13 protein-coding genes are annotated in these 14,152 nt (G+C 35.1%); 2 read left to right on the top strand and 11 right to left on the bottom strand.

Features of this window, described 5'->3' with window-relative positions; all coding sequences use genetic code 11:
• Positions 1 to 88: 88 nt before the first annotated feature.
• The 11 genes from CACET_RS14780 to CACET_RS14825 all read right to left on the bottom strand — a co-directional run bounded on the left by CACET_RS14780 (position 89) and on the right by CACET_RS14825 (position 10,661).
• The gene (locus CACET_RS14780; protein ID WP_044824488.1) at positions 89 to 1,210 is read right to left on the bottom strand and encodes a Ger(x)C family spore germination protein; all 1,122 of its coding nucleotides are present in this window, start codon (positions 1,208 to 1,210) and stop codon (positions 89 to 91) included.
• A complete protein-coding gene (locus tag CACET_RS14785; protein WP_044824487.1) occupies positions 1,207 to 2,289 on the bottom strand; it encodes a GerAB/ArcD/ProY family transporter in 1,083 nt (360 codons plus the stop codon). The genes CACET_RS14780 and CACET_RS14785 overlap by 4 nt, the downstream gene beginning before the upstream one ends.
• Positions 2,273 to 3,751, bottom strand: coding sequence for a spore germination protein (locus CACET_RS14790; protein ID WP_144414789.1), 1,479 nt, complete (start codon positions 3,749 to 3,751; stop codon positions 2,273 to 2,275). The genes CACET_RS14785 and CACET_RS14790 overlap by 17 nt, the downstream gene beginning before the upstream one ends.
• A 211-nt stretch (positions 3,752 to 3,962) precedes the next feature.
• Positions 3,963 to 4,232: a zinc-binding metallopeptidase family protein gene (locus CACET_RS14795; protein WP_044824485.1), complete on the bottom strand. Its 270-nt coding sequence runs from the start codon at positions 4,230 to 4,232 to the stop codon at positions 3,963 to 3,965.
• Entirely contained in the window at positions 4,204 to 5,292 is a 1,089-nt protein-coding gene (locus tag CACET_RS14800) for a dipeptide epimerase (protein ID WP_044824484.1), read from the bottom strand. Before CACET_RS14800 ends, CACET_RS14795 begins: the two co-directional genes overlap by 29 nt.
• 288 nt (positions 5,293 to 5,580) lie before the next feature.
• Complete coding sequence (gene cuyB, locus CACET_RS14805) at positions 5,581 to 6,276, bottom strand: cysteate racemase (RefSeq protein WP_044824483.1); 696 nt, start codon at positions 6,274 to 6,276, stop codon at positions 5,581 to 5,583.
• A 74-nt stretch (positions 6,277 to 6,350) separates the two neighbouring features.
• Positions 6,351 to 7,535 carry a DUF819 family protein gene (locus CACET_RS14810; protein WP_044824482.1) on the bottom strand — a complete coding sequence of 395 codons (1,185 nt, stop codon included), beginning with the start codon at positions 7,533 to 7,535 and terminating at the stop codon, positions 6,351 to 6,353.
• Positions 7,536 to 7,552: 17 nt separating this feature from the next.
• Positions 7,553 to 8,956: an amidohydrolase family protein gene (locus CACET_RS14815; protein WP_044824481.1), complete on the bottom strand. Its 1,404-nt coding sequence runs from the start codon at positions 8,954 to 8,956 to the stop codon at positions 7,553 to 7,555.
• A gap of 250 nt (positions 8,957 to 9,206) precedes the next feature.
• The gene (locus tag CACET_RS14820) at positions 9,207 to 10,064 is read right to left on the bottom strand and encodes a MurR/RpiR family transcriptional regulator (protein ID WP_044824480.1); all 858 of its coding nucleotides are present in this window, start codon (positions 10,062 to 10,064) and stop codon (positions 9,207 to 9,209) included.
• 62 nt (positions 10,065 to 10,126) lie between these two features.
• On the bottom strand, positions 10,127 to 10,249 hold the full coding sequence (locus CACET_RS21170) for a hypothetical protein (RefSeq protein WP_278287083.1): 123 nt from the start codon (positions 10,247 to 10,249) through the stop codon (positions 10,127 to 10,129).
• Between the two features lie 22 nt (positions 10,250 to 10,271).
• Positions 10,272 to 10,661, bottom strand: coding sequence for a hypothetical protein (locus CACET_RS14825; RefSeq protein ID WP_044824479.1), 390 nt, complete (start codon positions 10,659 to 10,661; stop codon positions 10,272 to 10,274).
• Positions 10,662 to 10,924: 263 nt separating this feature from the next.
• Here CACET_RS14825 and CACET_RS14830 point away from each other — a divergent pair, with 263 nt between their 5' ends.
• Complete coding sequence (locus CACET_RS14830; protein WP_044824478.1) at positions 10,925 to 11,335, top strand: hypothetical protein; 411 nt, start codon at positions 10,925 to 10,927, stop codon at positions 11,333 to 11,335.
• A gap of 572 nt (positions 11,336 to 11,907) precedes the next feature.
• Complete coding sequence (gene katG, locus CACET_RS14835) at positions 11,908 to 14,049, top strand: catalase/peroxidase HPI (protein WP_242846914.1); 2,142 nt, start codon at positions 11,908 to 11,910, stop codon at positions 14,047 to 14,049.
• Positions 14,050 to 14,152 lie beyond the last annotated feature (103 nt).

Below are 14,152 nucleotides of genomic sequence, written 5' to 3' on the forward strand. Positions count from 1 at the left end.
AATTTATTATATGATATCAGCATATACTATGTGCTAAATTTTAAAATGCGAATCTCAATAAGAAGTTCTATAGAAAAACTAAGTACAGTTAATAGATAGCTCCAAAAAACTCAACCTTGAGTTTCACATCAACACCAAAATCTACTTTTCTATACACCTCTTCCCATTCCACTGAGTTCCAGTACCAGTTGTGTTTAGATCTTATCATCTCACCTATACCTAAAGGATCTGATCCAACTTCTTGCAGATACTTTAGTAATATCAGGCAATCCTCTTCAATAGATTTTGCAATAGCCGCTTCTAGTCTTTTCTTTTCCTCTGGGTCACTTAGATTGTATCCATCAGTGTATTCGTCTATAGAAGCTGTCAAATCTAATTTGATGTCTATTTTAGGAATATCTTGTATATCTATATTTAGCTTTCTTTTTATATCTTTAATCAACACTATTGTACCTTCCTTAGCAACCTCTATCCCCCTCTGTTTTTCCTGCTGATAATATTTATATCTAATCCTTCCATCGGTACCCATTAATGCATGAAGTAGTCCTGTTTCAGTTGTGGTGATCTCTCCCACCATTTTATCTCCTTTAAATAAGGCAGAACCAGCCACTTCAATCTCATGATCATTGTATCTTAACAGTGGTGTTATAGGATCTATCGTATTTGAGTAGACACTTGAGAGGAAATTATAAATTCTTGTTTCTGGTACATAGAAATTTCTACGGGCATTTTCCAACAAGGTGTTTACATAATATGAGGGCCTCGGTTTACTTGGAAATTTTGAGCTTAGTTCCATCATTTCTTGAGGACTGCCATCTACAACGATTACATTAGGAAGCAAGGAATTCTCAGAACTACGTAAAAACACATCAAAAAAATTCATTGTTTCTTTTTGAGCCAATTGTTTCGAAAAAAATAAGTGCTGAATTTTTCCTCCTTCTACAGACTTACCTGATACATGCAGAACCTCCTCCCTACCTTCTCTTAAAGTATTTATGGGGGTACTAAAAACATCAACCTTAGCTTCTACATCAGGGGAAACAATAGGAATAGATATGGTGTAAATTAAATTTTCATCTTGATCTAACTCCAATCCTATTTGAAGAATAAAACCAATGCGCTCATATATTTTTTGGTCCCAACATCCGGTTTGAATCAACATACTTATACATAATAGAGTTACAACAATACCCTTTTTAGTGTTTTTCACTGGGTCTTCACTCCTTTTTTCCGTACAAAAGAAAGAATAAGACATACAACAAAGAAGACAGACACCCCCATAGTTAAATAACCTACAATATCCATAAACCTAAAGGCTTTATTGATATCTTGGGGAACTCTACTTATAGCATATAAAAGTAGAAAGTATAAGCTAAAGGATAGTTTTGTTTTTTTTATGTTAAAGACTTTGCCTAGCCCATAATACCCAGCAATCATATAACCCCTCATAGCACAACCCATTACAACAAACCATAAGGAAATAAGGTATAAGTCTACCCTTTCGATCACAGGTGCATTATAGGACCTAGCTAAATTAAATAAGGGAACCACTTGAATTTTTAAAAAGTTTTCTCCAAAGAAGCTTGTACAAACCGTTACAATGATTATAAAAAATAATGTACTTAATACAATAGCAAATAAATGCCATTTAAACGCTTTACTCTTATCTGTTATTTCTGGAAACAGGAACATAATTAATTCAAATCCAATAAAAGCTCTAAAGCTGGTTGTAATACTAGATAATATCTGCTTTGAACCAGCTTCACCTAAAGGTAAGAGAAAGGATCTCCTTAAGTCACCTAGCAGTAAAGACATAAACACCAGAAATACTATATAAGACAGGACCGAAACATATTTAAATCTGCTTACATATTTAAGGCCTTGCCACACTAAATAAATAGATGGCAGCAGTATAAACGGAGACATAACCAGCGGTGGAGTAAAAGGCAGTACAGTAAGCCTTATAAAAACTGTAAAAACCCGAACACCCCTTGCAGCAGCCAATATAAGGTATACCACTAGTATTGCATTGAAAATACCGCCTATCCACTTCCCAAAAATAAGTTTGTTTATATCAAATATTCCTTTATCTGAATATCTTTTCAACAGTAACAAAAACAACATGCTTAAGATTATACAAATAACTCCTGTAATCAAAACTGAAATCCATCCATCGTGCCCAACTTCCTTTGCTAGAACTGTGGGCAATCCAATAAATCCTAATCCAGTTTGGGTAACAAAAGTAAAAAGAGCCATTTGTCTAGAGGTTATATTATTTCTTCCTGTCATGATCATTACCTCTAATATCATTATTTGTTCTAATCATTTTTTCTCGCCTTCTCATCGCTTTAAAAGGGAATCTTAAGAGAGTGTCTTTCATATCCCCAAGAGCTAATGGTATAAAAGGCTCAAAATAAGGTTGACCCAAAGATTCTAAAGTCAATAGGTGGGCAAAAGTCATGGCAGTGCATACTACGATTCCAATAATACCAAATAAAGAGGCTGCTAGTATAAAGCAAAAACGTAAAACCCGTACAGCCAAGGACATGCCATAAGAGGGTATTACATAAGATGCAACAGCAGTAGCTGCAACAATAACAATAAGCAAATCACTAACAATGCCTGCCTTTACGGCAGCTTCCCCTATAATCAAGCCTGCCACAACACTTATGGCGGTCCCTATATATGTAGGTAAGCGTATTGCCGCCTCTCTGAGCATCTCTATTGTTACTTCTAAGATTAACACTTCAATAATTGGTGGAAAAGGTACTTTTGCTCTAGATTCTGCTAAGGGTACAAGTAGGTCCAGTGGTACTGCATGATAATGATAGGTTGTGATTGCAATATATAGGGACGGTAATAAAATAGCAACTACAAGTGCAATAAATCTTAGTAAGCGTAATAAAGATCCCTGAATCCAAAGCGAACTATAATCATCTATCGCTTGAAAAAACGCAAAGAAATTTACTGGGGCGATTAAAACTACTGGTGTTCCATCTTGAAATACAACAATTCTTCCCTCAAGAAGACTAGCCATAGCCTTATCTGGCCTTTCAGTTGCAAGAAACTGAGGGAACAAAGAGTTTGGGTGAGATGCTATGCTCTGCTCTATGTATCCTATCTGATTTAATCCATCTATTTCTATATTGCTGATTTTATCAAAAAGGCCATCTACTAGCTCAGGATTGGCGATGCCTTCTATATATGCAACTACAACTTTTTGTTTTGTCTGTACACCCAAAGTAACTGTTTTAAACTTTAGTTTGTTGTTTTTTATTTTTCTTCTTATTATAGAAAGATTCACTCCAAGGGGTTCAACAAATCCTTCATGAGAACCACGAACATTCTTTTCTGTAATTGGTTCTTCAATACTTCTTTTTTCAATCTCTAAAAGGGAACATGCTACAGCAAAGGATATCTCCTCACAAATAAAAACCGAATTTCCTGATAAAATACTATCTACTATGTCAGCGTTTTCATATAACATGCTAGTTTCATTACATGATAAATTATGCATATGTATTTCACTTGACAGTTGACTTTGGTCCATGGCTAAAATAGGATTAATAAAATCTCTTTGTAGGAGGTCCTTATTCGTAAGGCCATCCACGAAAAAAAAGAATGCCTCTTTTTGATTGTCTATATATACTTTTTTCTGTATAACATCTGGACACTCTCTAAGCATTTCATTTATATACGCTAAACTAATATTAGATGATCTTTTTTCTCTATCAATATTTTTCCTTTTCACCCTAACCACCTCGGAAGTATTATTGCCCCTTCCTTATGCAAATATGCTATAATAACATAAAAGCAGTGCCCCTTCCCCATACACACTAGGGTTTTTCAGCACTGCAATTTAAGCTCCTCATAGTTAACGTTATAATAAATCATTCCACTTAGCTCACACTACTATGTCGTTACTAATATCTTTAACCCTGTTCCTCCATCTGTGCAGAAACCTAAAAAGTTTTCATGATTTCTAGAACAATTTTAGGAATTTTATTTAAATTCTCAATTGAAATATGTTCGTCAAAAGTGTGGGATTTCTTCATACCTATATCTAGGTTAATAGAAATAATTCCATTACCATTGAAAATATTAGTATCTGAACCTCCGCCTGTTGAAGTGATGTAGCTTTCAATCCCTAAATTTTGAAATGCTATCATAGTTTTTCTAATAATTTCATGCTCACTTGATATATTAAATGGAGGATATGCTTTTAATCCCACTGATTCCAAACCCGTAGTTATTATTTAAAGTTATTTTAGGACCTTCATAATGAATTCCTCCATTAATTGGATCCTCACTACATAATAAGGGGGTATCCAAATCAAATTTTGTTATAATACTTTTTGCCCCTGCTAGATGAGCAGCCGCAGTAACACTTAGTTTAGTCTCTAACATACTTCCTATCATACACTCTACCTCATAAATCTCTGCAATTGCACAGATTTTTAGTGCATTTCTAATACCTGCAGTTTTCATAAGTTTAATATTTACTAAATCAGCTGCTTTGTTTTTAATAATTTCTATTGCATCGACGGGAGAAAAAACACTTTCATCCGCCATAATAGGTACACCAACGTTATCTGTTACTCGTTTTAAGCCCTCAAAATCCTTTGCTTTAACAGGCTGTTCTATAAACTCAATGTTAAAACCATCATTTTCCATCTTGTTTATAGCTTGGATTGCTTCTTTATAATTCCAACCTTGATTTGCATCAAGCCTTAACTTAACTTCATCTCCAACTACTTCTCTAATTGCCTTCATTCTTTTTAAATCCAGCTTAATATCTTTGCCTACTTTTATCTTTAGTATCTTATATCCACTTTTAATGGCATCAATACTATCCTTGGCCATCTCCTCAGGGTCGTTTACACTTATTGTAATGTCAGTGGTTAACTCTGTTCTAAAGCCTCCTAAAAGCTTATAAATTGGTGCTTTATATAACTTGCCATATAGATCAAACAATGCGATTTCTACAGCAGCCTTTGCACTATTGTTATTTAAGACTGAGGTATCAAGTTTTATCATTAAATCTTCAAAATTTTCAATTTCTTTTCCTATTAGAGTCTTTTTAATATGCTCATTTATTGCACCTTTAATCGAACCTATAGTATCTCCAGTGATGACACCTGTGGGTGGAGCTTCTCCATAGCCCACTTCGCCACTGTCTGTTTCGACAATAACTAAGACACTTTTTATACTGTTTGCTGTTCTTAATGCTGTCTTAAATGGTTTTATTAAAGGTACTGTTATCTCATCAGTTCTAATGTCTGTAATTTTCACTTCAATTTCCTCCTTTTTTGCTATTTGTCAAATAGGTTAGATGTGAAAGCCCAGTTTTTAGTCAAAAATGCAAAACAGCTTTCGCATCTAACCTCTAATAAAACAATATAGAAAACTTTACCTACCTCTGATCAATTTTATTTTTAAAATTGATCTTATAGTATTTTCTTATATGCTTATCCTATTGCACAAGTTTTTCATCCATTATATATAATATATAATTTAAGAATGGCTCCTATGCTACATTATCATAGTACCTATTGCTATGGTATTAGCATTTTAAAGCCTTTATTTTGCTAGTGCTTCTTTTACAGCCGATTTTGCAAGTATCTCTAACGGGTCAATAAATTCAATATGTGTATCAAAACTAACATGATTATGCAAAACAGATAATTCGGTACAACCTAGTATTATAGCGTCCACACCAATACCTTCAAACTGCTTAATAACTTTTTTGTATGGTGTGGTGTCCAAAGTACTTTTGTTAGACTTTATACCATTGTAAATAATATCCATGATGATCCCTTGATCTATTTCATTTGGATGTATTAAATTTACTTTTCCCTCAAAAGATTTTTCCCCGTATATACCAGTTTTGAGTGTTCCTGATGTGGCAAAAACTCCTATTTTTTTGTTGAGAAATTTATTCATAATGTACAGACGCGTCAGATGAACCATATTTAAAAAATCAATGTTTATTTCTTCTTCTATTTGCTTATAATAGAAATGAGCAGTATTACAAGGCATAATTATCAAATTTGCACCTGCATCCTCTAGTACTTTTGCAGAATAGATAAGTGATATTATCGGATCCGTTCCTTTGTATAGAATTGCTTTTGTTCTATCGGGTATTTGCGTATTTGAGTATATTATAGTTGGGATATTGTCTTGATCACACTTGCCTTCAGTATACTTTACAATCCTCTCGTATAACAAAATAGTGGCTTCAGGACCCATACCCCCTAAAATGCCTATTGTCTTCATGATAACCCTCCTAGGATGATTGAAAATCGCTATGTTATTGCCTTGATTTTAATAAAATATATCGACCCATCCTTTTATAGCGAAGACATTATATTACCTACAATGACGCCTAAATAGTTTCCAATTACATATCCATATATGGATATAAGAATTCCAGGAGCAATCAAGTCATTCCAACCATTGGCTGTATTAACTGCAACAGTAGTACCTGGCCCACCAAAAGCAGCCGCAGTTGACAACAACGCTTCAGGTAGCTTTGCCTTGAAGAAACGAGAGACCAATACAGTAAAGAATAAAGATATTATGCCTATTAAAACTACATTGAGAATAAATATAGGTGCATTAATTATAACATCTGTTACAGTTGTGCTAGATCCAATTGATATAAAGTAAAAAATAAGCAAGTAGGCACCGATGCTGGTACTTCCATGTATTTTTTCGAAATAGTTTGGAAATATAGTAGCCAACGACACGGTAATCAATGTTATTATTAGGTACGTATTACCTACGAACAATTCAATATTCTCAGGTAATCCTAAGGTTCCCACAAATTTGCTAATTTCTCCTGAAATTGCTAATATTAAGGCTGATAAAGCAAGGGCTTGCGCTACTGTAAAAACAGACATGACCTTTTTTTCATCCACAACTTGGCTTTCTTCTTGCTTTTTATCAATATCATTATCAGTACTAATTACATTTGATCCTTTAAACATATTTCTGAAGTATTCTGACTTCCAAACTAGTGTTATTACAAAAATTAACACTGCTAAAGATAGGTTTGATACGATACTGTTTGTTGCTGTAATCGTATCAGGAAGGTTAAATGTTTCAGCCATAGCTGCTAAGTTTAGCGTTCCACCTGTGTGTGCGCCGACATACATTGCAACTATCCCAGGTATATGCTCAGGTTCGAAAAATCTACCGGTAATTGCTAAAGTAATAAGCACTGCTACGACGCTACCTATACACGCAATATGAAATACTATAAATAGCCTGCCTGTTTCTTTAAATATTTTTTTTACATTAGCACTAAAGAAAAACATAGGCAGCGCCATAGGCATAATAAAAGAATTAATTGTTCTATACACGGATGATGATGTTGGCATTAACCTAATCGATACTAAAGCAAGTGCTAAGATTATAGCTGTAATAAAGGCAGGCATACTGGGCCTTTTTTTCTCCACTACTAACGCTATAAATGCTATACATAGTACAATCGCCCAAACCATTATTGTATTATCTCCACTAATCAAACTCATCTTCATTCCCCTTTCAATTATTGTTTATATAATAAAGCATCTGCTATATTAACAGTGTACGGTTCAAGTTTCTTAGATTTTATGTAATCTACTCCTTTACTTGTAGTAATTATTCTCCCTCCTTTCCCTACTACTAGACCTTCATACATAATAACCTCGCCCATCACCATTGACATAACAGGGACTTCCCTTTCTAAATCAATAACAGTAATGTCAGCATCGTTGCCGATTTTAAAAGAACCTTTCCTATTTAAACCGAGCATCTTTGCTGGATTCAACGAAGTTTTAATGACAAATTCTTCTAAGGTCAGTGCGCCGAACTTCACTAACTGAAGCCCTTTTTCTATAATAACGTTCCTAGGGATTTCGCCCCCGTCCGTTGATATGGCATTTACCACAAAGTTACCATGGTCATCTTTTGCTGTCGCTAACATATAAGCTGCTTCAGACTTATTAATTGAAAAACTAACATATACATTTCCATTTTGCTCTTTGTAATATGCAAGGGCTTCCTTTGAATTTTTAATGTAGACTTTTTCGTCACCAACATTTGCTATAACTAGAGCAACCCCTTCAAGTATTGCTTTTTTTAATCCCTCTTCACTATTTTGGTAATTGTTAAGATTTAAGCATTTTGCTGTTACTTGACTCAATGGTCGCCCGTCTTTGCATCGTCCTGATGTGCCATTATAAAGAGATAAATAAGACTCGCTAATTATATTTCTATTATTTTTAAGTAAATCGATAGCAAGTTTTATTTCAGTAAGGCTATCATAAACCTCTTCACGACAATATGAATTAATATGAGCTATATGCAAGTTATAACCTTTACTGATTTCTATAGCTTCTCGAAGTCCATCTATATTGCTGCCGTTAGATGTGGTGCCCACATGAAATGCTACATAAGCATTTTGTTCATTTGCTATCCTTATAAAGTCCCGTGTAAGATCTGTATCCATAGGATAGTGACCCCCGATTAGTTTTATACCAATTGCACCTTTAGATAGTTGTTCGTTAACAAATTGACGAATGGTGGATTCATCAAATTTTTGATAGCTTAAGCTATTGGTGTTTTTAAATGGAGCAGTAAGACATGCTACGTTTATTCCTGATCCGTAAGTATCTATGTTGTCACATATTTTGTCTACTGGACCATACATGTCCAAAGCAGAAGTTACTCCCGCTTTGGCAAGCATCGTATAACCAACATTCGAACCATCTAATGTTAAGTGGACATGTGTATCTATAATACCAGGTATACAGGTTTTACCTTTCATATCGTAAACTTTTTGAGCATGTCTAGTATTGATTGAATTTGCTATTTGAGATATAACACCGTTAGTTATTTCTAAGTCTTTATATCCTTTAACACCATTACTGGGATCAACTACAAATGAATTTTTTAAGACTATTGTACTCATGTGTCTTCCTCCTTAGAGTTATGTAGTAATTTTTACATTTATTATTATGTTTTGTAGTAATTCTTTCATTATAAAATAACACATTATAACTTGCATGTCAATTTTAAATATTCAAATTATTTAACTTAATTATTACACTTACCCTTCCTTATTCTACCTGTGTTGTTCTATGCAGCAGTATTCTAACTTTGAAGAACATAAAAAAGCCACTGCGATTTTTCAACGGCAGTGACCTTATAAGTCTTAGACTTTAGAATTTATCTTTAATAAAGATATCCATCCTATTATTGTATTCCTCCAATGATTCAAATTGTCTCTTTATGACACTTTTACTTTGATAAACTATAACCTTGTTGATAATTTCTTGTAAAGTTAACATAAGAACTATATGTGATAAATGATTAAAACCTTCTTTGGTTGCAGAGTTTAATACTATACACTTATTATTTATTGCGTTATAAGGGGATCTAATATCATCCGTTATAGAGTAAGTCTTAACATTTCTTTCTATAAATCTATTGGTTAAATTATACTGAAATTTCGTATACCTTCTGAGAGCAAGTGATAATACTAATGAATTTTTATCTACTCTATGGTAGGTTTTATAAATACTTTCAGAATTATTATTGATAACCTCAGAGTCTACACCATACCTTATCAAATGATAGTTTAAATAGTTTGCGATAGAGGATGTGCTTTCTGAGCCAATTAATATTAATTTAGAGCAGTTTAGTATATCTTTGATTAGACTTTTAAAGTGATTATGGTTAACTATGATCATAAGGCAGCTTTGTATTTTATCAAAGTTTACATGAGTAAAGTGTTCACCGTTGTTACCGTGCAGCTTATCTATCCTGCTGGCACTTGGTAAATCACCTTCAAAACAGGATTGTAGCGACCTCATCATCTCAGAGTATCCGCTGTACCCTAAAACATATGCAAATCTAATTACAGTTGCATCACTTGTGTGTACTTTTTTGCCTAACTCGGTGCATGATAAAAAAACTGCATCATTATAGTTCTCCACTATATACTTTGCTAGAAGTTGCTGTTTTTTTGTAAACTTGTCTTTATTCTCATTAAGTCTTTGAAAAAAATTATTTTCCAATTCTATCACTCCAATGACAGGAATAGTTGAATTTTATCCTAAGTCTATAGATATTAGCAACATCAGAACATCACTTTTTCTACCAGTATACCACAGGTAAAAGAACTTCTCAAAGTCATAGCCTTCTTACCATAGGCAAGTTTCTGGCCCTCTGTCTGTGGCTCTAAATAAATAGATAGTAACAATATAAAAATAAGCTCCTCCTAATTAACGTTGCAATAAGTCATTCCATTTAGCTAACTCTACTATGTCGTTACTAATGTCTTTAACAATGACAGGATGTTCAAACGTGTTTACTTTCTCTCTAGCTATTCTTGCAGCTTTTAGAACCTCTTTGTTCTTCGTTGTTGATGTACCTTGCATTTGTTCTACTAAAGCTGCATCATTGACCTTAACAATAATCTCTCTATCTATGTATTTTTCTAGCTCCTTCAACAACATTGTCAGTGCAAATAAGCTTACAATCCCTGGTTTTTTGTATTCTTCTAGTATGGACTTTTTAGATACCAGTTCTTCATTATCATAAATACAGTACCGAATCTCTATATCCTCACCTTCATAATGTCCTGAAATACCTACTAAATAAGCTGTAATCATTTGAAAACCTCCATTTTCTTTTAATTATTCTTTCTTTAATGTACCATATATCCTAAGATATTATGCTATATCATCCAAACCTATTATACCAGGAAATGTATTGCAAATACATCTGCAACTTCTATGAAAAAGGCAACAATATTTTTGCTATTTTCTAATAAAAGGAAACACTTTACCTTAGGTCTAAGCCTTTATATAGCGTGTATTTATAAAAGATTTATGGTAAAATGAATAGTATATCTTAAGAAGGAGTGGACTTATTCATGAACATTATCAACGTTTTTACTGTAGGAGCAATACTAGGTTTGCTAATTAGTGGAGGGGCTGCGTTTTATTATTATAGAAAACGCAATCTAGAGAAGTTTTTTAATCAGATTTATCAAGAGGCTAAAAGGGTTCCAAGACAAAAGAAAAACAGTTTTCTGCTACTGATGTTCAAGGAATCTCTTTCTGCATCCCTAAAGAAATCTAATGCAGCTTCTTTTAGCAACAAACTTCAAAATCCTAAATACTTAGAGTTTCAATTACTACAGATGTCAAATATTCTTAAAGATAGTTCTAAGGTGCAGGATAAACTGACTAAAAGATCACTAACCCTGCTTAAAGACTATCAAACATGGGAAAAAGCAAAGATGGCTAAAGATACAAAAGTAGTTCAAGATAAAGCATCTTAATAGGATATTAAGGCATACTCCTATCTACTGCCAATGTGTAGAATATAAGCACCAGCGTTAGAATTGTTTGACTAGTGAGAGAAAACAATTTACTTCTAGAAATACAGAGATCCTTGTTTCGCATAGATACAAGGGTCTCTGTTTATTTTTTTTATTAAGTTTAAAACTACAAAAATACATAAATTTTCCTTTTTAGCTAATCTAATGATTAAAATTTGGATTAAAATATTAAACAATGGGTAAAGAAGCATTAAGAGTACAAAAAAAGTCTAAATCTCCTCGTAAAAGTAAATCTAGAATAACTCCTATACCATCAAAAGAACAGATAAAAAAGTCTGTACGCAGAAAATAAGTACTTAAAATTTTTTTGAGTTTAGAAAGGATGTGAATAAAGTCTATATTTTTTCAATCTAAGTGATAGCTTGGCTAATTATAACATACGCATAATTATTATCATTGATTTTATAACTTTTATACGACTAGAAGCATAATTATTTGCTACTTAATTTACACAGAAGGGGGAAATATATATGGATACTAAAAGTATTGCTAGTACTGGAAAGTGCCCAGTAATGCACGGCAGTGCTACTAGTAACAAATCTAGTGCAACGTCAAATAGAGACTGGTGGCCAAACCAGTTGAACTTGAGTATTTTACATCAGCACGACAAAAAATCTAATCCTATGGGAGAAAAATTTGATTATGCAAAAGAGTTTAAAAAGTTGGACTACCAAGCTCTTAAACAAGATCTTTACGATCTAATGACAAACAGTCAAGATTGGTGGCCTGCTGACTATGGACATTATGGTCCATTATTTATTCGTATGGCTTGGCACGCCGCAGGTACTTATCGCACAGGTGATGGCCGTGGTGGTGCTGGAACTGGTGCACAGCGTTTTGCTCCACTTAACAGCTGGCCTGACAATGGCAACCTTGATAAAGCCCGTCGACTGCTATGGCCGATTAAACAAAAGTATGGCAACAAAATTTCCTGGGCAGACTTGTTGGTTCTAGCGGGTAATGCTGCTATTGAATCAATGGGAGGTAAGACATTTGGTTTTGGAGGAGGTCGCCCAGACATTTGGCATCCAGAAGAAGATGTCTACTGGGGTGTTGAAACTGATTGGCTAGGTGATGAACGTTATACAGGGGATCGTGAACTTGAGAATCCACTTGCTGCCGTTCAGATGGGTCTTATCTATGTTAACCCAGAGGGTCCAAACGGCAGTCCAGATCCACTTGCAAGTGCTAGGGATATCCGGGAAACCTTTGCACGTATGGGAATGAACGATGAAGAAACCGTAGCACTAATAGCTGGTGGCCATACTTTTGGTAAGGCACATGGTGCAGGAGATGCTGCACATGTTGGTCCAGAGCCAGAAGCTGCTCCTATTGAAGCGCAAGGCTTAGGTTGGTTAAGCACACACGGCAGCGGTAAAGGTCGTGATACAATCACCAGCGGTATTGAAGGAGCTTGGACTGCTAATCCAACACAGTGGGATAATGGCTACTTTGATCTATTGTTTGGATATCAATGGTGGCTTACAAAGAGTCCTGCAGGTGCATATCAATGGCTTGCTGTAAATCCTGATGAGAAGGATCTTGCACCAGATGCAGAAGATCCATCAATTCGTGTTCCCACTATGATGACCACTGCTGATTTGGCATTGCGTTATGATCCAGAATACGAAAAGATTTCTCGTCGTTTCCATGAGCATCCAGAAGAGTTTGCAGATGCATTTGCTCGTGCATGGTTTAAATTAACACACCGTGACATGGGTCCTCGTGCAAGATATCTAGGCCCAGAGGTTCCAGAAGAAGAACTAATCTGGCAAGATCCTGTACCATCTGTTGATTATAAATTAACAGATGCAGAAGTAGCAGAGCTTAAAACAAAGATCTTAGATTCAGGACTTACAGTCAGCCAGCTAGTGACAACTGCTTGGGCTTCAGCTAGCACCTTCCGTGGTTCAGATATGCGTGGCGGTGCTAATGGTGCCCGTATCCGTCTTGCTCCACAGAAGGGTTGGGAAGTGAATCAACCAGAACAACTTACAAAAGTGCTTACTGTACTAGAAGACATTCAAAGTCAGCTAGATAAGAAAGTCAGCATTGCGGATTTGATTGTCCTAGGTGGTAGTGCCGCAGTAGAAAAAGCTGCAGGAGATGCAGGCTTTGATGTAACTGTTCCTTTTACACCTGGACGTGGTGATGCAACACAAGAGCAAACTGATTTAGAGAGCTTTGCAGTGCTAGAGCCTATCGTTGATGGTTTCCGCAACTATAAGAAGAAGCAGTATAATATAAGTACAGAAGAGCTTCTAGTAGACAAAGCCCACCTACTAAACCTCACTGCACCAGAAATGACTGTGCTTGTTGGCGGCATGCGTGTTCTAGGCACAAACTACGGTGCCACACAACACGGCGTATTCACTGATCGTGTAGGCACACTCACTAACGACTTCTTTGTTAACTTACTGGACATGGGAATAGAATGGAAACCTGTAGACGGAGACTTATATGAAGGACGTGACCGCAAGACAGGTGAAGTAGTGCGTACAGCAACTAGAGTTGACCTAGTCTTCGGTTCAAACTCAGTTTTACGTAGCCTTGTAGAAGTTTATGCTCAAGACGATAACAAAGAAAAGTTTGTGCACGACTTTATAGCTGCCTGGGTCAAGGTAATGAATGCGGATCGTTTCGACCTTAGTTAACAGCTACTACGACTATTACACTAACAAAGCCTTAGAGCTTCGAAGAAAGGTGAAAGAAACCAAGATGCGTTAGTGGCAGAAGAGAAGAAAAGAAGACTTGGAG

The organism is Clostridium aceticum (assembly GCF_001042715.1).
In the GTDB taxonomy this organism is placed as follows: domain Bacteria; phylum Bacillota; class Clostridia; order Peptostreptococcales; family Natronincolaceae; genus Andreesenella; species Andreesenella acetica.

Coding starts and splice junctions, on each gene's coding strand:
- CACET_RS14785 (WP_044824487.1), bottom strand. CDS start 2,289: ATGACAGGAAGAAATAATATAACCTCTAGACAAATGGCTCTTTTTACT.
- cuyB (WP_044824483.1), bottom strand. CDS start 6,276: ATGAAGACAATAGGCATTTTAGGGGGTATGGGTCCTGAAGCCACTATT.
- CACET_RS14810 (WP_044824482.1), bottom strand. CDS start 7,535: ATGAGTTTGATTAGTGGAGATAATACAATAATGGTTTGGGCGATTGTA.
- CACET_RS14815 (WP_044824481.1), bottom strand. CDS start 8,956: ATGAGTACAATAGTCTTAAAAAATTCATTTGTAGTTGATCCCAGTAAT.
- CACET_RS14825 (WP_044824479.1), bottom strand. CDS start 10,661: ATGATTACAGCTTATTTAGTAGGTATTTCAGGACATTATGAAGGTGAG.
- CACET_RS14830 (WP_044824478.1), top strand. CDS start 10,925: ATGAACATTATCAACGTTTTTACTGTAGGAGCAATACTAGGTTTGCTA.
- katG (WP_242846914.1), top strand. CDS start 11,908: ATGCACGGCAGTGCTACTAGTAACAAATCTAGTGCAACGTCAAATAGA.